Origin of the sequence: Oceanipulchritudo coccoides, assembly GCF_010500615.1 — a bacterium.
GTDB lineage: Bacteria > Verrucomicrobiota > Verrucomicrobiia > Opitutales > Oceanipulchritudinaceae > Oceanipulchritudo > Oceanipulchritudo coccoides.
The window spans coordinates 461,640-486,568 of the sequence record NZ_JAAGNX010000001.1; the positions used below are offsets into that span (position 1 = coordinate 461,640).

Here is a 24,929-nt window from a genome sequence, read left to right on the forward strand (position 1 = left end):
ATTCCCACAATGTGCGAACTTGAACCAAAGATCAAGGGGCACTTCAAGATCTCCCGGTACGCTGCATGGAGACAATGACCTGGAGTTTCTGGCTGGTCGCGCCCTTGTAGGAACCGCGTAGAGGGGCCACATCATGATAGTCGCGCCCAACGGATATCTTTACATGGCGCTCCCCGACTGACTGGTTGTTTGTCGGATCCAGCCCCCACCAGGTGCCATCTGCAAGATGGACCTCAACCCATGCGTGTGAGGCTGCTGCTCCAATGAGCTCTGCGCCATCCTGTATGGTGGGATCCGTTGGCTCAATATATCCACTCACATAGCGGGCGACCAGTCCATTGGTCCTTAGAATGCTCAGCATGAGATGGGCAAAGTCCTGGCATACGCCTCGACTATCCTGAATGATGGTTTCCAAGGGAGTGCTCACATCAGTGACCCCCGGGCAATACTCAAACTCATTGTAAATCCAGCTGTTGAGATCGAGCAGGCAATCGCGAAGCGGTTTGGATTCACGAAAGAACCGTTTGCCCAGTTCTGCAGGTGCCACTCCGAGAGGAACAGCAGGTGTGGGCAACCTGTAAAGATAGAGGCTTATCCGGGCGTTTCTTGATAATCGTCTGGCCTGACCGAAGGGAATTTCGGCAATAGAAGCCGGGGCCGGTCGCGGTATTGTTGTGACTTCCGCCTCCATCCGGACTCGCAATTGCTTGTGTCGAAAAGGCACGGCGAAGCACTCGACCGTATTTCCAAAATAGTCTTGATAGCTTTCCACCGGAATGTCTGGTTCAAGGATCAGTTTCCGGTTCTGGATTTTCTGGAATTTTGTATCCACTGGACAAATACGCAATTCCCCAACCGATTCAGAAGCGGGATTTGCGTATGCGTAAATGGTTTCGTGTGAAATCAGGAATCGCATCAGCGTGGGTCTGCCTTGCCTGGCAGGTGATGTGAAAAATAGCGATCCTCAAGGCCCATGTGAAATGATTCATAGAACTTCATCATTTTCTTCAGGGACTTACGTGCCAGATCGATTGTTTTGTCGGTAGGGAGATTTGTTCGAGTCAATCCCTTGTCCAGTTCAAGTGTTCTGGCCGGAAACATTTCCTCAAGGGAGAGTCCGTCCAGCCAACTGAGGAAGACCTCTGTCTGTGAATCAAGCGCATCCTGCGTCTGGTCACTGGAAACATAGTGCCTGATCCGGGAAAGGTTATCCCTCAGGGTGCTTGTTGTGAATTTAGCGGAACCGGTAAAGTCCCGTGCCCTCCATAAAAGAGCCACAACCCGGTCAAGATAAGCCCGGGAGCGATACTTCCGGTGATAGGCATCCAGTGCGCCCAGCAAGCGAAGAAGGGCGGTCAGGTCGGTATCATCGCGCAAATGCTCCCATTGCCGCTTGGCGATGTATGGAAGGACAACCGAAAGAATCACGGTGTTGTTCAAACCTCTTTCAATGAGCATACCGCTTTCCAGAAAGTACCAGCCGGCATCACGCAAGAGTGTACGACTGGCCGCTCCATGGATGATGTCCCCGGAATCGACGACGGACTGCATCAGTTCGCCAAGATGGAAATTACCGGATGAATCATCCTCGGCATTGGAAAACAAGTCGCAGGTATTCCTGATGCCATTCCAAACTTCAGGAGTAATCAAAGAACGAATCCGGCTGGCATTCAGATGGACGGAAAGCATGCACGATTTCGCTGAGGCTGGGTTCCTTTCATCGGTCAGGAGCTGCTCGACCAGATTGTCCGAATTGATGGATCCCATTTTTCTGCGGGATTTTTCCGCGCCCGTGGCCTCGATGATCCCTTTCCAGAGTGGCGCATACAATTCCCGTTCCTTGGGCGTGAGCTCGCTCCACCTGAGCTCCTCAAGGGTCTTGAGCATCCGCGCTGTAGAGCTTGCCCTCTCAAGATAGCGGCCCATCCAGTAGAAGGCCTCTGCTGCCCGGCTAGGCAGGGGATATTCTGTCCCGCCTATCCCTCTTTCAAGGCGGGTGCCCGGCCTTGTTGAAACATTCTTTTCAGGCTGCAGGGCCCATGTGTCCTTCAGGGAGTGGTGTTTCTCCCCCGAGGCCAGTAATTCGCTGCCGGGTCTTGCCAACCGGGTCAATCCGCCCGGCAGGACATATGGGCGTTTTCCAGTAATGAAAAAGACGCGAAGGACCGTCTCCTCAAGGGTTACCTTTCCTTCACGGTAGACGGGTAACTTACTCGATTCCGGTAGTTGCTGGGCCACGACAAGTCGTGGGTCCATCATGAGCAGTTCTTTCAGTTTTCCATTAAGGACTAGTTCCCGGGTTTCGGGCCTGGTCCGGACAAGGGTTTCCGGATGGCTCACGGTTTTAAGGCTCACCTGGTCAAGGTTATCCCGAATCCATTCCACTTGGTCAGGGTCATAGCCATGAAAGGTGGGGACAGTCTGCAGGATAGCCTGTTTTCCCGTGTAGTATCGGATGATGTCATTGGAGTGCCTGAGCAGGCTGCGGTTATCAGCGACGGCACATCCGAGGGCGTTGAGGATCTTGATGGATCCTTTCCTGACACATTGGACCAGTCCCGGGATGCCACTTTCATTGGTTGAGGCAAATGCGACTGGATCAATCGATCGGGGTTCCAACCTGCGGTATATACAATGCACCCGCATAAGGCCATTGATGGTTTTCAGAAATACATAGCCATCGCGGACAACCATGTCTTCAGGCAGAGTGAGGGGAATTCCCATATGCCGGGCCAGAAAACTTTCCTCGAAGAAATGTCTGCCTTTTTCACCCTCAGAGAGAAGCACAGCAAGGGCTTGGCCGTTTTCCACCGGGCCGGCCATTTCGGCAAGGGCTTCCGACAGTCTTGTTGCAAAGGAAGCAACCGGGTAGACGGGCAATGCTTCAAAGAGCTCGGGCAGGGCCTGTGCCTGGATGCGCCGGGCCTGAATGACATAGGAAATGCCAGTGGGTGTGGAAAAGCGGTTTTCCAGAACTTTCCACTCACCCGAAGGCGTTCGCAGAAGATCCATGGCGCCCACCGTAATCGGGCAATTCTCGTCTACCGGGATGTTATGTAACTCCGGGTGAAAAGAGGGGTCCTCGAAGACCAACTCGGGAGGAATGATTCCGTCAATCAGGATTTTCTTTTCGGCATGGATGTCAGAGATAAAACTTCCGAAGGCACTGACACGCTGTAAAACACCTGCCTCGATCTGCTTCCACTCACGGGGTCGGAGAATTCTTGGAAAAATATCCATTTGGAAGGCGCCAAGGGTTTGCCGCCCCTCCCTCATGCGGTCCGCATGGAGTCCCAATTCGTTGGTCGCCCGGTCGGCAAATCTTTGGCGGTCCAGAAGTTGTTCGTCCGAGAGACGGGCAAGCCCATCCAGACATTTCCGGTAATGCGACTCCTTTCGCCCGGCTGGTGAAAAGACCTCGTTGCCAGCGGAGGGCAGGTGATCAAAAACCGATCCGGCTATTGTCCTGTCATTCTTCCCCATGGCGCATAATTCTGTTTGATATCAGGGCCTTTTTCCCGGTCCGTCAATATAAAGGGCCCTGCCTCTCTTGATGAAAGGCAGGGCCCGACTGGATTCAATAAGGTCTTGAAAACCGGGGTGTCCCTTAGTCTGCATTCAGACGTTCGATGGTCTTCTTTTCGAGATCCCTTGGCATCTCCTCGTAGTGTGAGAAGGATTCCGAATGGAAGCCGCGACCACCGGTCAGGGAGCGCAGTGAGGTGCTGTAGCGATACAGTTCCATCATCGGGACGCTGGCGTTGATGACTTGGAATTTGCCATCTGTATCCATTCCCTGGATACGTCCTCGCCGGCTTGAGATGTCCCCCATGACGTCCCCCATGAAATCTTCCGGAATCTTGATCTGGACATTCATGATGGGCTCAAGGAGACAGGGTGAGGCTTCCTTGAAAGCCTGCTTGAATGCTTCTTTTCCAGCGATCTGGAAGGCGATGTCCTTTGAGTCAACCGGGTGCATCTTACCATCGTAGAAATCAATCTTGATGTCGCTCACATGGCAATGAGCCAGAATGCCCTCCTGACAGGCGGACTGGACCCCTTTCTCGACCGAAGGGACAAACACGCGATCCACGTTCTGCCCAACCAGTGAGTGTCCAAAATCAATTCCCGCATCGCGACTGAGCGGCTCAATTCGCATCCAGACCTCGGCAAACTGGCCAGCGCCACCACTTTGTTTCTTGTGGCGGTACTTTGATTCAGCTTTTTTGCGGATGGTTTCACGAAATGGCACCTTCGGCTCTTTGAGGAGAATCTCCACATTGAAGCGGCGCTTGAGGCGACCCTTGATGACTTCCAGATGCAGCTCTCCCTGCCCGGAGAGGACCAATTCCGCCGTTTCCTTGTTGTTCACGTACAGGAAGGTTGGGTCCTCTTCGTGGAGTGTGGCAAGACCTTCGGCCAGTTTGTCTTCATCGCCCTTGACCGCGACCTCAAGAGCGCCGTGGATATTGGGCTTGGGATACTCGACCGCGGGAAGTTTAACCTTCCTTCCGGGGCTGCTGAGCGTGTTGCCAGTGTGGGTGTCCTTGAGCTTGACCATCACCCCGATGTCGCCCGGGCCAATCCTGTCGATATTCTCGCGGTTATGTCCCATCAAGGTGTAGATCTGCCCGATTTTCTCGGTGCAGTTCCTGTCAGTGTTGAACATCTCCATGCCTTGGCGTATTTCTCCGGAATACAGGCGACAGAATGACAACTCACCCACATGGGCCTCACTGATTGTCTTGAAGATATAGCAGGCCGCTTCCTTGTCGCTGAGAGAAATCTCAAGCGGTTCATCATTCTCATTCATGGCAGGGACCGTTTTTCGGTCCAGCGGGCTGCTTCCATACTTCGCGATGAAGTCCATCAAGCGGGCGACACCGACATTGTGGGTCGCGGATGTGACGAATACGGGAATAAAGCTCTGTGCCTGGATCGCTGCATGGACGCCCTTGCGAAATTGTTCCTCGCTCAGACTTCCTTGCTCGAAGAAGATCTCCAGCAGGCTATCATCCGCTTCAGCCACAAATTCAATCAGCTCGCGGTGCAATTCCTTTACGCGATCAGCCCATTGGCCTTCCGCCTTTTTTTCCGTGTAAGCGCCGCTGGCATCGGTTGCATAGTCGATTTCCTCACTACGCATGACATCGAGCACCTGATTGAATCCCGGTCCTGGATTGATGGGGAGGGTCATTGGGAAGACATTGCTCCCAAAGTGCGCGCGCAGGTCTTCAAGGATGGCATCAAAATCAATGTTTTCTCGATCCGCGCCGTTCACGACGATCATTTTCGGAATACCGTATCCAGTGGCGTATTCCCAGACCTGATCTGTGCCCAGCTCGGCCCCGTTGGCGGCATTTGCAACAACAAGGGCAAAATCCCCGACTCGCAGCGCCCCAAGGCCCTCACTGATGAAGTCGAGGTATCCGGGAGTATCGATGATATTGAACTTCTTGTCCGTCCAGTCACAATGGAGCAGGGAGGCATGAACTGAAATCTGCCGTTCTTTCTCGCTATCGTGATAGTCGGAAACGGTCGTTCCGGCCTCGACTGAGCCAAGTCGTTGAATGGCGCCCGCGCACCGCAACATGGCTTCCGTTAACATTGTTTTGCCTGAGGCCTGATGGCCGACAACAGCAAAGTTCCTTATGTTTTCGGGGGTATATGTTTTCATTTTAAACTATTTTTTAAAGAGCATGCAGCCAACGTGTCTGGCATTGGTGCGAACCATAGGAACGGGAATGCCGTTGCCAAGTTCAAAACTGGGTGAAGCCAAGAACTTTAAAGTCATGCCTCTTCAGCGACTGGATTCTCCAGTTTCCCAATGCTTTCAATCTCCACCGTGTACCGGTCACCTGCCTTGAGGTAGAGCGGAGGCGTGCGGGCCGCTCCGACGCCTGATGGCGTCCCGGTGAGGATCACAGTCCCCGCTGGCAGGGTGGTGCTTCCGCTCAGGAAGGCGATCAATTGGGGAACGGAAAAAATCAGGTCAGAAGTGTGCCCATCCTGCATCAATTCGTCATTGAGGTAGCCCCGGATCGCGAGTTTTCCGGGGTCGGGAATGTCCTCCCGGGTAACGATGTGTGGGCCAATTGGACAAAATGTATCAAAGCCCTTCCCCCGGCAGAATTGGCCGCCACCCCATTCCTTTTGCCAGTCTCGTGCACTGACGTCATTGGCCGCCGCGTAGCCGAGCACATGCTCAAGGGCTTCCGGTTCGGAAACGTTCCGGCAGGTTTTCCCGATAATGACGGCGAGCTCAGATTCAAAATCAACCTTGTCGCTCCGGAGATTTCTCGGGAGGAGGATCGGTTTACCCGGATCCTGCAGGGAGTGGGGCATCTTGAGGAAGAAAACCGGCTTCCGGGGAAGGTCTCCCCCCATTTCGAGGGCATGGGCACGGTAATTCTGGGCAATTCCAATAATCAGCGGCGGGTGGACCGGGGCCAACCTCTCCCGGATTGGAAGCCTCTGCTCACTCACCGAAAAAGAACCGAAAATATCCCCTTCAATCAGGAATCCCTCAGTTGGGCTGATCTCCTTTAAATAGACGATGCAGCCGGATTCATTGCGTGTTCTCAGGATCTTCATGAGGTAAAGAGTTGTAAAATGTCCTCGACAATTAAATTTATAATGATCTATTGCGTAGCGGTTTACGGACAAAACAAAGTCCCGGACCACTTTATCTTAACGCATGAGAAAAAAAATCATATCACCACGGAAATTCGTCAAGCCATCCTTTGCCTACCTGATCGAGAAGAAACGGGACGGTGGGGAATTCAGCCAGGACGAAATCCGCTACATTGTTGACTCTATAATCGATAAGGAAATGCCCTCGCACCAGCTGGCGGCTCTTTGTTCAGTCATTTATTTCCAGGGAATGAGTGCCCAGGAGACGGCTGTTCTCTCCGAGGAGATGATGCTCTCCGGGGAAGTAGTTGACCTTTCGAAGATCACCCGCCCGAAAATTGGCAAGTATTCCACAGGTGGGGTTGGCGACAAGACTTCCCTCGTCCTGATCCCGCTTGCAGCAGCCTGCGGGGTAGTCATGCCCTCCATGAACGGAGTTGATGAGGAGTTTGTGATCAGCAATCTGGACAAGCTCAGTTCGATTCCGGGATTCAACCCGAAAATGGACTTGAAGGCATTTATCAAGCAATTGAGCGACGTCGGCTGTGTAATTTCCGAGCAGTCCTCGGAAATCGCCCCGGTCGATGAGATCATCTACGAGATGCGCCAGCAAACGGCGACAATCCCGAGCCTGCCGCTGATCACCGGATCCGTCCTGAGCCGCAAACTGGCACAGGGAGCCGAAGGGCTTGTTGTGGACGTCAAATGGGGCAATGGTTCCTTCATCAAGGATGTGGAGCAAGCTCGTCAGCTTGCCCGCTCGATCACCCGGGTCGGCCGTTCGATGAAACGCCGCTGTGTGGCTCTCGTGACAGACATGAATCAGCCGCTCGGTGACACCGTTGGGACGGGGCTTGAGATCCAGGAAGCGATTCAGCTCCTGAAGGGCGAAGGCCCGGAAGATTTGCAGGAGCTCGTGCTCAAGCTGGGGATGGAAATTGTCCGGTTGGCGGGTGTGGCAGGATCGACCCTTTCCGCCAAGCAAACCGTGCAGCGCGCCCTCAAGGAGGGGACAGCCTTTGAAAAATTCAAGGAAATGGTTGAAGCCCAGGGTGGCAAGACCGCCTACTTGGATGACCCGGAGAAATTCCCGAAAGCGAAATACGTCCGCAAGTTGCCTGCTCCAAAACGTGGGTACGTGCATACGATCAACGCTGGGATGATTGCCCGTGGTGTTCAGATGCTGGCGCTTGGATCAGGCAAGAGCAAGAAACTCGACCCGGCAATCGGCGTGTCTGAAATCAAGAAGGTCGGTACGCAGGTCAAGCAGGGTGAGCCCCTCATGATGATTCATTACAATGATGAATCAAAAATGGAGAGTGCCCTCGAGTATCTCAAGGCGGCCTATCGTCTTGCTCCGAAGCGCCCGAACACGCCTGACCTGATCGTCGAGCGGGTAGCGTAAAGCTATTTCGGCGTGCGGCAACTGCGGCAAACCGTTGCTGTCTTGCCAGGCCCTACAGTTTTTCTGCCAGGTCGATGGCCTTGAGCATACCGGATGCCTTATTGACGGTTTCCTGGTATTCGGCATCGGGTTTTGAGTCAGCGACCAAGCCGGCACCACTCTGGACGTAGATCGTTTCGTCCTTGATGGTGGCCGTGCGGATGGCAATGCAGGAATCAAGATTTCCGTCATAGGAAAAATAGCAGACTGCCCCGGCGTAGGGACCGCGCTGTTCCTTTTCCTGCTCAGCAATGATTTGCATGGCGCGGATTTTTGGTGCTCCGCTGACTGTTCCCGCAGGAAAGGTGGCGCGCATCAGGTCGTAGGCATTACGGTTGCCGGCAATGTCCCCTTCCACTTGCGAGACGATGTGCATGACGTGTGAGTAGCGCTCGACCACCATGTATTCGGGAACCTTGACCGATCCGTATTCGCAGACCCGGCCGAGATCATTGCGGGCAAGGTCGACCAGCATGAGGTGCTCAGCCCGTTCCTTTTCGTCGGCGAGCAATTCCTTTTCGTAAGCAATATCCGTTTCAGTATTCTTGCCGCGGGGCCGCGTCCCAGCGATCGGGCGGACTTCTGCCAACCCATCAGTCAGGCGGACATGAACCTCCGGGGAGGCACCCACAAGCGCATACGGGCCGGCATCAAACAGGACCATGTAGGGGGATGGATTAACGATCCTGAGGACCCGGTAAAGATCGAGCGGGCTCTTGGTATACCTTTTTTCAAAGCGTTGGCTGCCAACAACTTGAATAACGTCTCCAGATCGGATGTATTCTTTGCAGGTTTCCACCATGGACTCAAAGCGATCCTTCGTGAAGTTGCCATCGGGCACTTCGACTGTGCCGCTCGAGGGAACTGGCAGGGTAGGGATGGCCCGGCCTTTCCGGAGCAGGTCAGCAAGCTCCTGAAGGGCCTCCACGGCTTTATCATAACTGGCTTCCGCCTCTTCGGGTGAGCTCACGTGGGCATTCACGAGCAGGCGAATCGTTTGCCTGGCCCGATCAAAAATAACAAGTGTATCGGTGACCAGAAAGTGGGCCACGGGCATTTTCAGGACATCCTTATCAGCGATTGGAACAGATGCTTCCACGCAATGGATGTATTCATAACTTAGATATCCAACTGCTCCGCCAATGAAGCGCGGCATATCGGGGAGCCGAACCGGATTGTACTGAGCCATCTCCTCTTCAATGACGGAAAGCGGATCATCCGGACAGGGAAAGGACTCCTCTTTTCCATCGCGGTAACGGACCTTTACCTCGCCGCCGAGGTGCATTTCAAAGGTTTTCCGTGGCTGGAATCCGATAAACGAATACCGGTTCAGGGTGGCGCCGCCTTCAATCGATTCGAGAAGGTAGGCTGGACCGCCGGAGGCCTTGAGCTTTGAATAGACGGAGACCGGCGTCTCAAAGTCGGCCATAAGGTCACAATACACCGGAATCAAATTGCCCTTGCCGGCATGTTTCTGGAATTCCGAACGACTGGGGAATATCTGCATGGTCCGATGGAAATGGATTACTCGACCGTGACGCTCTTGGCCAGGTTGCGTGGCTTGTCGACATCGCACCCGCGCTCCACCGCGATGTAGTAGGAAAGCAGCTGCATCGGGATCGACATCAGGGTGGCGTGGTTGATCTCGTGTGTTTCCGGAAGATGGATGACATCGTCTGCGAGACCTTCAGGGAATTCCTTGCCAGCATCAGTGATCGCGATGACTGGTCCGTTACGGGCCTTGATTTCCTGAATATTGGCGAGGGACTTCTTGTAGATCTCCCCCTTCAAGGCGATTGCCACGGTCGGGCAATCCGGACTGACAAGGGCGATCGGGCCGTGCTTCATTTCTGCGGCGGGATAACCTTCGGCATGAATGTAGGAGATCTCCTTTAGCTTCAGTGCTCCCTCTAATGAAATGGGGAACATCAGTTGTCGTCCGAGGAAGAGGAAGTCGTTGTGGTGGGCATACTTTTTGGCGATGGACTCAATTTCCCCGGCATGGTTGAGTGCCTGGGCAATCAAGCCAGGTGCCTTCTTCAGCGCCTTGGCGATTTCCGTTCCCTCGGAAAAGCTCATGTCACGCATGCGGCCAAAGTAGAGGCTGAGCATGGCGACAATGTGACATTGCGAGGTGAAGGCCTTCGTCGAGGCCACACCGATTTCCGGTCCGCTGTGCTGATAAATCCCGCCATCATTTTCGCGGGCGATCGTCGAGCCGACGACATTGTTGATCCCCAGAACGCGGTAACCTTTTCTCTGGGCCTCCCGCTGTGCTTCGAGTGTATCGATCGTCTCACCGCTCTGGCTGATTGTAAAGACGAGGGTGTTTTTATCCAACGGCGCATTGCGGTAGCGAAACTCGCTCGCGTATTCCACCTCGACGGGGATGCGGGCGTACTTCTCAATGAGGTACTCAGCAACCAGACAGGCGTGCCACGCGGTGCCACATCCAAGGAAAAGGATACGGTCGATCTGGCGAAGCTCGCGCGGCTCAATATTCAAACCGCCAAACTGGGCTGTACTGTTGTCCTGTGAAAAGCGGCCCCGCATGGCATTTTCTACTGCCATTGGCTGCTCAAAGATTTCCTTGAGCATGAAGTGCGGGTAGTTCCCGATCTCCGAGTCTTCAATATCCCAGCTGATCGTGTTGATGATCGGGGAAATCGCGACTTCATCCATCGTCGTGATGGAAAAGTCTCCACGGGCCACGGTGGCGATCTGGCCGTCGTCCAGATAGACCACGTTCTGTGTGCGCCCGGCAAATGCGGTCACGTCGGAGGCGAGGAAATTCTCCCCGTTGCCGACACCGATGAGCAGGGGACTTCCCTTGCGTGCCCCGAGCATGGTGTCTGGAAGATCCGAACATAGGAGGACGATGCCGTAGGTTCCTTCAACCTGCGACAAGGCCCCGCGGAGCGACTTCATGAGGGCTTCCAGATCACTGGTTCCGTTTGAGTCCCGTTCAGCTTCGTAGAGAAAAGCGATCAGGTTCACGAGCACCTCAGAGTCAGTCTCGCTGCTGAAATCGATGCCCTTTGCCTCAAGCTCACGGCGAATGAAGGCGAAATTCTCAATCACCCCGTTGTGGACCATCGTCATTTTGCCATTCCACGAGACATGTGGATGGGCATTCATGTCGTTGACTCCACCGTGGGTGGCCCAACGGGTATGGGAAATTCCGATGTCGCCCCCATGATCCGAGCCTAGCACTGCCTTGCGCAGATTTTCGACCCGCCCGGTGCGTTTGGTTGTCTTGAATCCTTCGGCGTTTCGAATGGAAATGCCGGCCGAATCATAGCCACGATATTCAAGGCGGCGGAGTCCATCGAGGAGGATGGGAGCCGCGTCCTGTTTGCCAATATAGCCTACTATACCACACATAATTGGTTTGCATCACAAGAGGAGGAGGGTCATATAGCAAGCACAGAACCTTAACCTCCAACGCGAGTATTTATCCATGAAATCTAAAGTTGTATGTGTCATTATGGGCGGTGGTCGCGGCACCCGTCTACACCCTCTCACCTCTGAACGCTGCAAGCCGGCTGTGCCCCTTGCCGGCAAGTACCGGTTGGTAGATATCCCGATCAGCAATTGCCTGAATTCCGGCCTGAACCAGATTTTTGTGCTGACACAGTTCAACACGGCATCCTTGCACCGGCATATCCAGGAATCCTATAAATTTGACCCGTTCGGGGGTGGCTTTGTGGATATTCTCTCGGCTGAGCAGACCCAGAAAGGCGATACTTGGTATCAAGGAACTGCAGATGCGGTTCGCCAGAACCTGCACCATCTCGATGTCGCAGATGACGACCTGGTCTTGATCCTTTCCGGAGACCAACTTTACCAGATGGATTTTGACGCGCTCATTGAGCAGCATCGGCGCTCTGAAGCGGCTGTCACGATTGCCGCCAAAGCCATGCGGACGACGGAGGTTCTTGGACTGGGGCTGATGCGCGTGCAGGACGACCTTTCCATCCAGGAATTTGTCGAAAAGCCGACGGATCCGAAAGTCATTGAAAGTCTTGCCCTCAGCGATGCCGTGACGGGCCAGTTGGCTGGTGAAAAGGGCGAGAAGTACGTTCTGGCAAACATGGGAATCTACTGCTTTGACATGCGCGTCCTCCGGGAAAGCCTGGACAATTCCTACACGGACTTTGGCAAGGAAGTCATTCCCCATTTGTTGGGGAAGGTAAACCTGATGGGCTTTGTCTTTGAGGGATATTGGGAAGATATCGGGACGGTGCATTCCTTTTTTGAGGCCAATCTCAGCCTCACTAACCACGTGCCTCCCTTCAATTTCTTCGACAAGAACAAAGGAGTCTACACGCGTGCGCGGTTCCTCCCGGCCTCCAAGATCAATGGCTTGGATATGAAGCAGGGAATTCTGGCTGGCGGATGCATCATCAGCAATTGCAGCTTCGACCGGGTAGTCGTCGGCGTGCGCTCAGTCGTCAACAAGGGCACAACCTTCCGCAACGTTGTCATGATGGGGGCCGATGAGTTTGAGGATGATGAAGACCGCAAGGCGAACATTGACCTGCAGCGGCCAAACGTTGGCGTGGGTGAGAATTGCCACATTGAAAATGCCATTATCGACAAGGGGGCCCGCATTGGAAACAACGTCAGGCTAAGTCCCGAAGGGAAGCCTGACATGTTTGAAAAAGGGGATGTGATTGTCCGTGATGGCGTGCTTCTGGTTGTCAAGAATGGTGTGGTTCCCGACGGAACGGTTATCTAGTTGATCCACTCGGGCTGATGGCAGCCGTGATGAGGAAGATTATCCACATCGACATGGACTGCTTTTACGCGGCCATTGAGTGCCGTGACGACCCGGCTGTGGCGGATAAGCCGGTCGGAGTTGGCGGGCGATCGAATCGCGGTGTCCTGACAACCTGCAATTATGTCGCCCGGAAGTTTGGTTGTCGTTCAGCGATGCCCGTCTTCAAGGCTCTGGAGCTTTGCCCGCACTTGGTCATTAAACCAGTCCGATTTGATGTTTACCGGCGTGAGTCACGCAAAATCCGGGCAATATTTGCGCGTTACACTGACCTGATCGAGCCGCTTTCACTTGATGAGGCCTATCTGGATGTCAGCCACCGGAAGGGCTACGCCTATGATCTGGCCCGGACAATCCGGGAGGAGATTTTCAGGGAAACAAGACTCACCGCCAGCGCGGGAATTGCGCCCAACAAAATGCTGGCCAAGATCGCCAGCGACTGGCGCAAGCCCAACGGGCAGTTTGCTGTGTTGCCTGAGCAGGTGGAGGCCTTCATGCAAGATCTTCCGGTGCGCCGGATTCCCGGTGTTGGACCACGCGCGGAGGAGCTATTCCATCAGAAGGGGATTGATACGTGCGGACAGCTACAGGAAATCGCCATCAATGAGTTGGAAAAGTGGCTGGGACCCAGTCGGGCCGCCGAGCTATATGGGCGCTGCCGGGGGCAGGACAACCGCCCAGTGGAGCCGCATCGGGATAGAAAGAGCACCAGTGTTGAGCGGACTTATTCGCAGGATATTCCAACGCTGGATGGCTGTTTTCAGCAACTTCCCGTCCTTTTAGAGGAACTTGAGGGGGATCTCACGCGGCAGAAGTCACCTCGCCCCTTCAACAAGATTTTTGTAAAGTTGAAGTTCTCAAATTTCCAACAAACCACTCGCGAACGGGCTGGCATATCTCTCGATTCGGAGGCCTTTCAGGAGTTGATGGAAGAGGCCTTTGAAAGGAGCCCGCATGCCGTCCGGCTGATTGGGGTCGGGGTTCGTTTTCCCGAGCCGGATGATGGCAGCCAGCTGGAGCTCTCCTTCACCTGAATTCAGCAACCACCGAATCCGGGTTGGTCCACTCGAAGCGGATTATCTCAAATCCGGGGTTCCCAGCTTCCGGCTGGACTTCCAGTAGCCAGAGTCGAGCTGTTTTCAGGATACTTTTTTGCTCCTGCCTTGCACGGATAGCAAGGTGCAGGATCCAGGCGGATCCGCGTGGGCTTGGGGGCGGTGCCTTCCTCAGCCATGCCCGTAGGGCCAAAAGGGATGGGAAAATGGAGTTATTTCCCTCCATTTGAAGAAGCTCCACCAGTCTGCCACGGTTGAAGAACTCGGAAATGGATCCATAGGGATTCTTCTTGATATCGATGACCAGTTTGTCAGCCGCTTCCTCAAGGGTCGCCTCTTCCAGCACAATTTGGTCACCCTCCCAATTCGGATTCGGGGTTGCAAAGGCCGGATAGGCAAGAGCGCCTCGCACAGCGCTTGCCGTCCCCTCCAAGGCAATCGAATGCGACCAGGATTTTGAGCCTAATTGATTGATATGGAAGGTGTTGTGGTACTTTTGGACGGTCCCGTCAACCAGCGCTAATTCAACGAGATCTTCCCTGGAGTCTGGCCCGTCTATCCAAAAACGATCCAGCACGGCATTTATTTCTGATGCTCCCGGGCTCCCCAGCAGGTACCCGTTTGGCCATTGCGGCAAATCTGAGGCCTCCAGCAGGGTTCCCGGTTCCTCAACTGGCCAGGAGAAGAGTGCCTGGGCATCGGGTGGATCAGAAGCGACAGAAGGCGCTGGTAAGTCCCCGACAAGGGGCATTACCTCGTAATTAAACCACTCGTGCCCCATGAGCCCGTTTCCATTGCCGAGCGGATATTCCTGATCAAGTTGAATCCGCCGCCGCCGTGGGTCCAGAAGGGTCAAGGTTTCGGCTCTTAAAGCGGCTTCGACTTTGAGGTGGGTGTTTTCCGGTTGGAACGAGAGGCTTCCCTCCTCAAGGAAGAACGGGCGCTCGCCTGAATCGGCCCGGTCAAATTCCAGCACGGGCCAATCTGCTGACATGGCTTCCAGACGGAACCAACCTTCTCCGGCAAGGGCCGCTTCGGGACTGGTGTCGCTGTTCGTTGACATGCAAGCGGCATGAACGCCTCCCTCCGATGGTTTGAATTCAATCCTGACCCGGTCTCCGGGCCCGATGAGGAATCCGGGGTGGAGTGTTCTGGCCAATCCTTCCGGTTGCCATGACGGATCGGGCTCAAAGAAAGGATGGTGTTCACCTGGTTGAAGGGAATTGGGCAATTCAATCCATGCGGAGAGCCCATCCTTACCTGAGGCGGAGTTCCTTGCCTCATCCAGGCTTATCCATCCGGAGGAAAATCCGTTTGACTGATTTATCAGGCGTACCACTGGCAGGTTAAAAAAGAGCACTTGAAAAACGGCCCTGTCGCCGGTGCCGCCATGAAATTGCAGGGGCCGGTTGTAGGGATTCCAGAGCTCACCTTCGACATAGAAACGGAGACGGACGGTTTTCTCCCGATTCCTGAGCGGACCGCTGGCAAAGATGCCGAATTTGAGGGACATCCGTTTGACAACTGGAACAAAGGCGGGACTGGCTTCCGGAAGGAACGGGATTGGATCTGAGGCGGGAATCCACGGTCCAGCGATCCAGTTACCGTGTGTTTTCTGGTCCAGGAAACCGTGGAGGGACTGATCCGCGGAGTAGGGAGTCAGTTCCCATGATGGAAGAGGCCAGGATTTCGGCGGTTTTGAATCTCCAGAGACAAGGGAGCAATCCTCAGCGGCCCATGCCAGGGACAACGCGACCGGGGAATCTGCTTCGGAGAGCTTCATCCATCCTGCGACCAAGTGCCTTGAGGGATTGGAGCCGGCCTGAAATCTCACTGTGGGTTCGCCAGCCCCAACGGGGCTGTGAAGGGGGAGGATATTTTTTGGATTGTTGAGAATCCTGACTGCTTCAAAGACCTCCTCCGGGCCCGATTTGTGACCGAGCAAGGCGCTGGCCACTGGAGCTTCGAGCAGGTCCCTTTCAAGCTTTGGAACAAGGCTATTGGCATTCAGCCGGAGAGTCAGGGCCGCACGATCATGCAAGGCGCGGATTTGTCCTAGCTCTGAAAAGCGGATCTCCTCTTTCAACTGGAAAGTTGCAATGACAAGAATGCTGGCAGCGAACAGAAGGGCTTGGGGCAATATGAACCCAGACTGGCTTAGGCGTCGCATGACACGGCAAAGCTTCCGCTGGCAACAGCGGTGGGATCAAGCCCTGCGTCTAGTCATTTTTAGGGCCTATGGTAAACCGCAGGCGCTTCTCCGGCACAAGGTGTTCCCCGGCAAAATCGGTCAAATGCCTCAGGGTCAACGCATCCAGGCGCTGCTCGTAGTTTTTCCAATCCATGATTGGCTTGCGATACAGGGCGTTGAGGGCGGCCCGCGCAGCCCGGGTTGCCGGACTTTGCAGGGAAAACCGGTTATGGACCTTCAGGCGGGTTCGTGCATCCGCCAGTTCCTTCTCGGTGAGATTACCGCTGCGGATGCGCTCAAGCTCGATGTCAAAACAATTGAAGACCGCCTGTGTCGAGGAGGGATGCGTTCCGGCATAGAGATAGAAAGATCCGTAGTCGTAGCCCAGCAAGCGTGAGGCACCCACGTAATAGGCAAGGGATTGATCTTCCCGGACAGAGCGGAAAAGCGGTCCCGACATGTCTGAGAGCAGCTCGTCGAGCACCTCCCCGATAATTTCCGTTTCTGGTTGGAATCCGACATCGGGAAATGCGTCGAAGACAACGGCTTGTTCCCGCGGAAAAATTTCCGAAAGCTCGCCAGTCCGGGCGGGTTCCTTGAAGGGTAGGCTACGGACTTCAAAGGGCTGGTCTGGGAGCTTAGCCAGAAATTCCTCGGCCATTGGAAGGAGCGTCCCAGCGTCGAAGTTGCCGGTCAGGACAAGGACGGCATTCTTGGCCACAATCAGACGTTCATAGAGCTCTTTTAAAGAGGACTCGTCCAGGTTGGCGACAGAGTCGAGGTTTCCGCAGGGATCAGAAGCAAATGGATGTGTTCCGAAAAATTCCCGGCGCATGGCGTTCCTGCCCCGGTCAAGAATTTCATCATCCGACATGCGGATGTGGGCAAGCTGTGCCTCCCTTTCGCGCTTTATCGTTGCGGCCTTGAATGCCGGTTTGAGCACGGCGTCGGACAACGCCTGAAAGCCCTGCCCGGCAAATTCTGGAATCACCTCCACAGCGAGGGCAAAAGTATTGTTCCCTGAGGAATCGGTAAGAAAGCCTCCGTTTGATTCCAGTTCAATGGCGACCTCACGGGCTGAGCGCTCCCCGGTATCGCGGGCCATCACCGTGGTGAGCAGCGAAGTGGCGCCCTGTTGGCCATCGTCTTCATAAAGCGGACCACCGAGGCCGGCAAAGCGCATGAAGGTGCGTGGCAGGCGGGGATCGCATTGCCATAGAATCCGCGCGCCATTTGGAAGGACTTTTTCCTTGAAGGGTTCAAGTTTTTTGGGCGCGCAGTCCGGACGAACCTGCGCCTCCGTTGAAGTCGGTAGAAGGCTTGTCAGGGACAGGTGGTCGTCGATGAAGGTTTTTTCCGCCAATTCCCCCAAGTCATCCGGCCCGAGGGCATGGATTTTCTGAAAGTAGCGCCGCGGGTAATGGACATCGCCGACGAGGGCGGTGACCAAACCGAGCCGCGAGGCAAGACCTGATGTGGTCTGGCGCGATTGGACCTCGCTGACCATGGCGAATCGCCGGGCCTTCTCGATTTCCTGCTCGGTGAATCCTGTTTTTGCGAGCTGCTCCATTTCGGAGCGGATGGCCTCCTCCACTTTTGCGGCCTTCTCCGGAGCACATTGATATTGCACATAAAACAAACCCGGGTTGCCGGGATTCCATGTGGAGGCGCCGATGCTGTGAACGAGATTCATCTCCTCCCGCAGCTTCTGGCGTAGGCGGCCGCTGTATCCGGAACCGATAATGGAGGCCAGGATGTCCAATGTCGGTGCATCCGGATGACGCATTGAAGGGATCTTATAGGCAACCAGTCCCCGAGCGGTTTGATAGTCGCCACTCAGACGAGTTTCCCGCATCGCGAGCTGCTTGGGCTCACCCGGGACAAGGACAGGTTTCAGCGTTCCGCGGGAGACGCTTCCGAAAGTCTTTTCAATGGCTTTCAGAAGACTGCTCCGCTTGAAATCCCCGACAATCGAGAGGACCATGTTATTGGGCTGGTACCGATCGCGATAGTAAGACTCGAGGATTGTCCGGTCGACTTTCTCAAACAGTGGTCGCAACCCGATCACGGGGTAGCGAAAGGGATGTTCGCGGAAAGTGGTCGAGAACATGGCTCGAGCGACAATGCGGTCCGGGTCATCAAGGGTCATGTCAATCTCCCTGAGGATCACCTCCTTCTCCTTCTGGACCTCCGGATGCGGCAGCGTCGAGTGGAGCGTCATGTCGCAGAGCAGGTCGAGGGTCTCGTCCAGAGCCTCGGCAGGTCCATCAATGTAATAGACGGTCCGGTCAAAGGCTGTGTAGGCATTGATCTGCCCGCCGAATTCCTGCACAGCGCTGGCAATCTCCCCGGGACCCCGGCGCTCTGTCCCCTTGAAGAGCATGTGCTCAAGGAAGTGGGACAGTCCGGAACCAAGGTGTTCCCCTTCGTGAATGCTGCCCGTCTTGATCCACGCTTGCACGCTGATCAGCGGGTGGGAGGGGTTTTGCTGGAAAATGACCGACAGCCCGTTTTCGAGAATAATGAACTCGGGGTGATCCTGAAAGAGGGTTTCGAGAGACTTGGGAAGCTCAGAGGCGTCGGAGGGGTTCATGTCACTTTTGGAGGGATGGCTTACTCATGGACGGCATATGGTCCTCCAGAAAAGCCTTGGAGGGCTGAAAAGGCTCAACAAAAGCGGTCTTGAAGTCGTACACGTGATTGAAGTCCTCCAGGCAGTCTGTCTCTGTTTTGCCGAAAATTCCAAACTCAACGAGATTGAAAACAATTTGTCCGAAGTCTTCCGTGCGATGGATTCCCCAGTGCTCAAGGAGGGTCATGGCCATTGGGCCATATTGTTCGATGGCGTAATCTCGGATACCGTGGCAAAGCTCCTGACCGGTCACATGCCGATGCTGGGTTTCTTTTTCCTCCTCGCGGATGCGGGCCAGTGTAAAATCCAGTGCCTGCCGCATGAAGGTATACGCGCCCGATGCGTAGCGCGTGTCATCCTTCTGGATCAGCTGAATGATTTCATGAAAATTCTTGGAGAGCATTGAGAATAATGAATATCGGAACCAAAAAAGATGCAAACTGATCGTCCAATCCGCTATTTCAGTTCAAAACAACTCCAGTTGCGGAATATCCTTTTCAGGGGTTCCATCCTTGCGGGCCCGCATGCGCTTGCGGAGGATGTTGTGGGAGGAATCATCGTCCTCCAGGCGGCTAAGGATGACCTTGGCGCGGTTGATGACAGTATCGGGCAGGCCCGCGAGCCGGGCGACCTGGATTCCGTAGCTGCGGTCGGCGGCCCCGCGCTGGACTTGGCGGACAAAAATGATCTGGTCGTTCCATTCCTTGACGGCGACGCAGTAGTTACGGGTGCGCACAAGTTCTCCCTCGATCTGGGTCAGTTCGTGGTAATGGGTGGCAAAGAGCGTGCGTGGGCCCTGGGCGCCGTGGCCATGGAGATGCTCGACAACGGCCCAGGCAATACTGAGGCCGTCATACGTGCTGGTGCCGCGTCCGATTTCGTCGAGAATGATCAGGCTTCGGTCGGTGGCGTTGTTGAGGATGTTGGCCGTCTCGTTCATCTCGACCATAAAGGTGGAATTGCCCTGTGAAAGCTCATCGCTGGCGCCTACGCGCGAAAAAATCCGGTCGACCAGCCCGATGCGGCATTGGGCAGCAGGGACCCATGAACCGACCTGCGCCATCAGGGTGATCAGGGCGACCTGGCGGATGTAGGTACTCTTTCCGGCCATGTTTGGCCCGGTGATAATGGAGATCTGTGCCTCGTCCGCACTGAGAAAGGTGTCGTTCGGAACAAAGTCGTGCTCGCCCGGAATCCCTTTTTGCCTCTGCTCGCGCATCATCTGCTCGACGACGGGATGGCGTCCACCCTCGATTTCGGTGGCGCTTGATTCATCAATTTCAGGACGGCTGTAGTTCCATTCGCGGGCGATCTGCGCCCAGCCGACAAAGAGGTCGATTTCCGAGAGGCAGTGGGCGGTTTGCTCGAGGGAATCGGCATTTTCCAGGACAGCGGCCAAGATATCGGCAAAGAGCGATTCCTCCCGGGCAATGGCCTTTTCATCGGCATGGAGAATCTCGCGTTCCTTTTCCTTCAGGTCGGGCGTGTAGAAGCGCTCGGCGTTGGTGACGGTTTGCTTGCGGATATAATCGTCCGGGACTAGCTCAAGATTGCTCTTCCGCACTTCGATGAAGTATCCGAAGGCATTGTTGAATTTGACCTTCAGGGACTTGATGCCCGTGCGCTTGATTTCGGCTGCTTCGAAATCGGCAATCCATTGGCGAGAGTTGCGGTTGAGGTCGCGGAGCCGGTCCAGCTCGGCATCGAACCCGTCCGCGATAAATCCGCCATCCTGAATCTGGTTGGGAAGGGAGTCATTGAGGGCGCTGTCGAGCAGCTCGAGCAGTTCGGGAAAGAGGTTCAGGTCAGCTGCGAGCTTGGTCAGTTCCGGGCTGTCAAATTGTTCGATGACTGCCTTGATGTGGGGCAGCTGGTGCAGGGTCTGCCGGATGGCACCCGGTTCGCGTGGGTTGCGCAGGCCATTTCGCAGGCGCCCGACGATGCGCGGCAGGTCCCGCACTCCACGCAGATATTCCTGCAACTCGGAAGCGAGTCCCGGAGCGCTCAGGAATTCGCCGACACAGCTTTGGCGGCGTTTGAGTTCAGCGATGTCCAGAGGCGGTTCCATGAGCACTTGCTCAAGCAGGCGTGCCCCGGGGGCTGTCGTTGTGGCATCCATGGCCTCGATCAGGGAACCCTTGCGGGTGCCTTGGCTGGCGCGGAAAATCTCGAGGTTGCGCAGAGTGGAGGGATCCATCTGCAGCGTGTCGCTTGAACGATATTCACGGATACGCCGGATGTTTTCGGGCTTTGAACAAAGGTTTTCGGCAGCATAGGCGAGCAAGGCACCAGCTGGGCCCAGCCCGGGATGATCGAGGGCAATCCCGAAGCCATCGAGGTTCATCACACCGAGGGTTTCCATGACCAAACGGGCTCCGTCGCGTGGATCAAATTGCCACGGCATCATGGTGGAATCAGTCCGCCCCTGCAGAAGCCGTTCAATTTCCTCGGACCATTCCGCGGTATCGTCCTCGGCGCGCCACTTTTCCAGTGCTTCCTCAGGGAGGATGATTTCCCGCGGATCCAGGGCGTGAAATACATTGATGAGCCCGTTGATGGCTGGACTGGCGGCAATCTGGAAATCGCCTGTTGTCAGGTCAAGCCATGCTGCAGAAAGGCCGCGCTTGGTCCAGTTACAGGCCAGGAGGTATTGGTTGCGTCCGGCATCGAGGTGCTGGTCCTCAAGGGTTGTCCCCGGTGTCAGTATTCGGCTCAGGGAACGTTTGACGAGCTGCCCGGGTTTCGGGGTTTCCATTTGCTCGCAAATGGCCACCTTCATGCCCGCCTTGAGGGTTTTCTGGATGTAGCCGTCGGCGGCGTGGTAGGGGATTCCGGCCATTGGCTGGCCGTTGCGCTGGGTGAGTGTGATCCCGAGGACATCCGCCCCAACGCGGGCATCATCATCAAACATCTCATAAAAGTCGCCCAGACGAAAAAGGAGCAGCGTGTTTGGAGGAAGCTTGGACTTCACCTCAAGATACTGCTGCATCATCGGGGTCAACTTTTTGGCAGGACTCGTCATTCGGAATACACGAGTGTTCAGGATGACGAAGGGGAATCAATCCATTTTCCTGACTGAATTTGGATCCTTTGATCTCCTATCCAAATCCTAGGGGACGTTTTGGCTTGGTCGGTGGTGGTTCCAATAGCGGAAGCAGCTTTTGATACAGGTCGCGCAATGCGGTATCGTGGACCAGCAGGGATTTATCGATTTCCGCGAGGCGCTTGAGGATTGCCTCGTTCGCGCTCAGAGCCACCCGCTGTTTCACAAATGCCCGGATGATGAACACGCTCATTTTTACCGCTTCCGGGCTTTTTAAAACATTCGCTGCCATCAGGGCTCCATGCTCGGTGAAGGCGTAGGGCAAATTACGGCGTCCGCCACTTCCTGTGGATTGTAAGTCCTTGATAAATAATGAGTTGATTTTTGAAGTCGCAAATTGCGACTTCAAAAATCCAGTTTCTTCTTTGGTTAAGATAAATACAAAATCATCAGGAAAGCGTTCCTGATTGCGCCGGACCTGTTCGTTTAGTCGCTTGGTAGTCACTCCGTAAAGGGTCGCGAGGTCAGTATCCAGGATTACCGGGCGTCCACGAAGCAAAAAGATCGGGATGGGTTTGTTCATGTTTTTTGGGCAGGGATATTCAGGTCACAACTGAGCAGGGTCACATATTCTGAGTTTACCTTTTGCTTCGGGAACAGTCTCTACAAGTAGGTAGAACAGTCATGATCAGGTAGTCAGCTCACCTGGATTATACCCTTGGAATGCTGCTTTTTGTTTGAGCATTTCCCCGAGCTGATGCGGAATACCGTTATGGAGACGTTGGACCTTGCAGAACGGGCATATGGCGGAGCGGAAGACGCTCCAGCGCTGTTGTTGCTGCACGGTCTGCTGGGATCTTCACGCAATTGGCAGACTGCGGGGAAGAAGTTGTCCGAGTCCTTCAAGGTGTTCGCACTGGACCTGCGTAATCATGGCAGTAGCCCGCATGATCCGCATATGGATTACCCGACAATGGCAGCCGATGTCCTTGCCTGGATGGACCGGAAGGGGTTGAAGCGTCTGCACGTGCTCGGGCACAGCATGGGCGGTAAGGTGGCGATGTATCTGACTTGTCGCTACCCGGAACGGATTCAGTCGCTGACAGTGGTCGATATTGCTCCGCGTGCCTATCCGCCCAGATGGGAGCGAGAGTTTGCCACAATGCGGCGCATGCCGGTTCATCACTTCACGAAGCGCCAGGAGGCGGAGGAATGGCTTGAAAAGGACATCAGTGATTGGGCCTTCCGGAAATTCCTTGTAAGCAATCTTGAGCGTGATCCCTCGGGTGGCTTTCGCTGGATCGTGAATCTGGGAATTCTCGAGAGCGCCTTGCCAAACTTGTTTCGACAGATTCCCGAACCGGGTCAGGGCTACGATGGTCCGGTCCTGTTTCTCCGTGGCGGCGAGTCCAAGTTTGTCGCGGATTCCGATCTGCAGATGATCAAGGGCTTCTTTCCACGGGCCCAATTGGTGACGGTCGATGGTGCTGGCCACAACGTGCACTTTGACCAAACGGAGCGATTTATCAAAGTGGTTGTGGATAATTTAAGTGACGTTAGGTAATTGACTTTCAAAGTTTCCTTGAGGCAGTTTTGAGTATGCCAAAATCAGCTGTTAGAAATATTCATGATCCCATTGAATCCGTCATTTTCATGGTCCGTGGATTCAGGGTGGTTCTTGATTCGGATCTCGCTGAATTGTACGGCGTTCAAACGAAGGTCCTTAACCAAGCGTTGAAAAGGAATATCAAAAAGTTCCCGAAAGATTTCCTGATTAAATTGAGCAGGAACTAATGGGATGACTTGAAGTCACAAACTGTGACCTCAAGACTTCATGGTGGTCGCCGAACCTTGCCATACGCTTTTACCGAGCACGGAGCTATAATGATTGCTAATATTCTGAGGAGTGAAAAGGCTGAGAAGATGAGCGTTTATGTTGTCCGGGCATTTATCAAACAGCGGGAATTGCTGATGGCCAACGCCCATATCTTCAAGAGGCTTGCTGAAGTTGATGCCAAACTGTTGAAGCACGATGAGGCCTTGAATTTTATCTGGCAGGAACTTCAACCGTTGTTGGCCCCGCCGCCGTCTCTATCAAGGCGTCGGGCAGGTTTCCACCCATGATCATCGGCATTGAGAGTTCATGTGACGAGTCAGCGATGGCGCTCTTCGATCCGGGGAAGGGCCTGCGCGGGGAATGGGTGCATTCGCAGATTTTAAAGCATCAAGCGTATGGGGGGATTGTTCCGGATCTGGCCAGCCGGGAGCATCTCGACAATTTTCCGCCGCTGTTGAAGGAAGTCCTCGCGGCGCATAGGCCCGTGGCTGGCGACCTGATTGCCGTCACCACCGGGCCGGGCTTGGCGGGGTGCCTTGCGCTGGGGATGGCCGTGGGCCATGCGCTTTCGCTCGCATCCAAACTTCCCCTTGTCGGGGTGAATCATCTGCGCGGGCATGCTTTTTCTCCTTTTATTCAGTTGCATGAAAAGGATCCGGATGGGTTTTCCGGGCAGTTTCGCGACTGTTTGCCACATCTGGGCTTAATTGTCTCTGGCGGTAACACGATCCTCTTTCGCATCGACCTGAATGGCAACCTTGAGGTGCTGGCCAACACAGTGGACGATGCGGCGGGCGAGGCGCTGGACAAGGGAGCCAAGTTGCTGGGCATGCCGTACCCGGGTGGACCGTTGATTGAAAAGCAGGCCGCTAATGGAAACTCCAAGGCTTATTCATTTCCGCGGGCCTTTCCCCAAGCGGATGTGCCGCGGTTCTCCTTTTCAGGGCTCAAGACAAGCCTGCGATACCAGCTTGAGAAAATGAGCGATGCCGATTTGGAGGCGGGCATGGCCGATCTTTGTGCAAGTTACCAGGCGGCAGTCGTGGATGCCTTGCAGCGCAAGACCCGCCAGTTTTTGGAAGCTGGAGAATTCAGAAGCCTCGGACTTTCCGGCGGTGTCGCCAATAACCAGGACCTTCGTGAAGCAATCCAGAAAGTGGGTAACCAGCAAAAATTGCCGGTATTGATCGCCGATCCGGCACATACCGGGGACAATGCTGCCATGATTGCCTTCGCGGCCTTTGCTGACCGGGCGGGATGCCAGGAAGAGCCATCCACTTTCGATCCGTCATGGGAACTTGCTTGATCGGCGCT

General features: G+C 54.8%; 18 protein-coding genes. 7 read left to right on the forward strand and 11 right to left on the reverse strand.

What is annotated here, in order from left to right; genetic code table 11:
• Positions 1-43: 43 nt before the first annotated feature.
• The 4 genes from G0Q06_RS01810 to G0Q06_RS01825 form a co-directional block, all read right to left on the reverse strand.
• Positions 44-916 (reverse strand): transglutaminase family protein, encoded by an 873-nt coding sequence (locus G0Q06_RS01810; protein ID WP_163961875.1) that lies wholly within the window; start codon positions 914-916, stop codon positions 44-46.
• Positions 916-3,483: a circularly permuted type 2 ATP-grasp protein gene (locus G0Q06_RS01815; protein WP_163961876.1), complete on the reverse strand. Its 2,568-nt coding sequence runs from the start codon at positions 3,481-3,483 to the stop codon at positions 916-918. Before G0Q06_RS01815 ends, G0Q06_RS01810 begins: the two co-directional genes overlap by 1 nt.
• A gap of 124 nt (positions 3,484-3,607) precedes the next feature.
• On the reverse strand, positions 3,608-5,677 hold the full coding sequence (fusA, locus tag G0Q06_RS01820) for an elongation factor G (protein WP_163961878.1): 2,070 nt from the start codon (positions 5,675-5,677) through the stop codon (positions 3,608-3,610).
• 113 nt (positions 5,678-5,790) lie between these two features.
• Positions 5,791-6,594, reverse strand: a complete 804-nt coding sequence (locus G0Q06_RS01825) for a fumarylacetoacetate hydrolase family protein (RefSeq protein ID WP_163961881.1) — start codon at positions 6,592-6,594, stop codon at positions 5,791-5,793.
• A 103-nt stretch (positions 6,595-6,697) separates the two neighbouring features.
• On the opposite strand from G0Q06_RS01825, the gene G0Q06_RS01830 reads away from it, so the two are divergent.
• Positions 6,698-8,038, forward strand: coding sequence for a thymidine phosphorylase (locus tag G0Q06_RS01830; protein ID WP_163961883.1), 1,341 nt, complete (start codon positions 6,698-6,700; stop codon positions 8,036-8,038).
• Between the two features lie 52 nt (positions 8,039-8,090).
• Here the strand turns inward: G0Q06_RS01830 and trpE are convergent, their stop codons facing one another.
• A complete protein-coding gene (trpE, locus tag G0Q06_RS01835) occupies positions 8,091-9,584 on the reverse strand; it encodes an anthranilate synthase component I (protein ID WP_163961885.1) in 1,494 nt (497 codons plus the stop codon).
• 17 nt (positions 9,585-9,601) lie between these two features.
• Positions 9,602-11,461, reverse strand: a complete 1,860-nt coding sequence (glmS, locus tag G0Q06_RS01840) for a glutamine--fructose-6-phosphate transaminase (isomerizing) (RefSeq protein WP_163961888.1) — start codon at positions 11,459-11,461, stop codon at positions 9,602-9,604.
• Between the two features lie 76 nt (positions 11,462-11,537).
• On the opposite strand from glmS, the gene G0Q06_RS01845 reads away from it, so the two are divergent.
• Both G0Q06_RS01845 and dinB read left to right on the forward strand, forming a co-directional pair.
• Complete coding sequence (locus G0Q06_RS01845) at positions 11,538-12,818, forward strand: glucose-1-phosphate adenylyltransferase (protein WP_163961896.1); 1,281 nt, start codon at positions 11,538-11,540, stop codon at positions 12,816-12,818.
• Between the two features lie 29 nt (positions 12,819-12,847).
• A complete protein-coding gene (gene dinB / locus G0Q06_RS01850) occupies positions 12,848-13,891 on the forward strand; it encodes a DNA polymerase IV (RefSeq protein WP_238710198.1) in 1,044 nt (347 codons plus the stop codon).
• On the opposite strand, the gene G0Q06_RS01855 is transcribed toward dinB, so the two are convergent.
• From G0Q06_RS01855 to G0Q06_RS01875, 5 genes are all read right to left on the reverse strand, one after another.
• Positions 13,884-16,082: a hypothetical protein gene (locus G0Q06_RS01855; protein ID WP_163961900.1), complete on the reverse strand. Its 2,199-nt coding sequence runs from the start codon at positions 16,080-16,082 to the stop codon at positions 13,884-13,886. The genes dinB and G0Q06_RS01855 overlap by 8 nt on opposite strands.
• A gap of 49 nt (positions 16,083-16,131) precedes the next feature.
• Complete coding sequence (locus tag G0Q06_RS01860; protein ID WP_163961902.1) at positions 16,132-18,696, reverse strand: M16 family metallopeptidase; 2,565 nt, start codon at positions 18,694-18,696, stop codon at positions 16,132-16,134.
• 1 nt (position 18,697) lies between these two features.
• A complete protein-coding gene (locus G0Q06_RS01865) occupies positions 18,698-19,138 on the reverse strand; it encodes a Minf_1886 family protein (protein ID WP_163961904.1) in 441 nt (146 codons plus the stop codon).
• 63 nt (positions 19,139-19,201) lie between these two features.
• Complete coding sequence (mutS, locus tag G0Q06_RS01870) at positions 19,202-21,757, reverse strand: DNA mismatch repair protein MutS (protein ID WP_163961906.1); 2,556 nt, start codon at positions 21,755-21,757, stop codon at positions 19,202-19,204.
• Between the two features lie 76 nt (positions 21,758-21,833).
• Positions 21,834-22,361, reverse strand: coding sequence for an ORF6N domain-containing protein (locus G0Q06_RS01875; RefSeq protein ID WP_163961907.1), 528 nt, complete (start codon positions 22,359-22,361; stop codon positions 21,834-21,836).
• Between the two features lie 189 nt (positions 22,362-22,550).
• Here G0Q06_RS01875 and G0Q06_RS01880 point away from each other — a divergent pair, with 189 nt between their 5' ends.
• The 4 genes from G0Q06_RS01880 to tsaD all read left to right on the forward strand — a co-directional run bounded on the left by G0Q06_RS01880 (position 22,551) and on the right by tsaD (position 24,921).
• Positions 22,551-23,342, forward strand: coding sequence for an alpha/beta fold hydrolase (locus G0Q06_RS01880; protein WP_163961909.1), 792 nt, complete (start codon positions 22,551-22,553; stop codon positions 23,340-23,342).
• A gap of 89 nt (positions 23,343-23,431) precedes the next feature.
• A complete protein-coding gene (locus G0Q06_RS14890; RefSeq protein WP_425496118.1) occupies positions 23,432-23,572 on the forward strand; it encodes an ORF6N domain-containing protein in 141 nt (46 codons plus the stop codon).
• Between the two features lie 90 nt (positions 23,573-23,662).
• A complete protein-coding gene (locus G0Q06_RS01890) occupies positions 23,663-23,902 on the forward strand; it encodes a hypothetical protein (protein WP_163961914.1) in 240 nt (79 codons plus the stop codon).
• Complete coding sequence (gene tsaD / locus G0Q06_RS01895; protein ID WP_163961916.1) at positions 23,899-24,921, forward strand: tRNA (adenosine(37)-N6)-threonylcarbamoyltransferase complex transferase subunit TsaD; 1,023 nt, start codon at positions 23,899-23,901, stop codon at positions 24,919-24,921. The genes G0Q06_RS01890 and tsaD overlap by 4 nt, the downstream gene beginning before the upstream one ends.
• Positions 24,922-24,929: the final 8 nt, after the last annotated feature.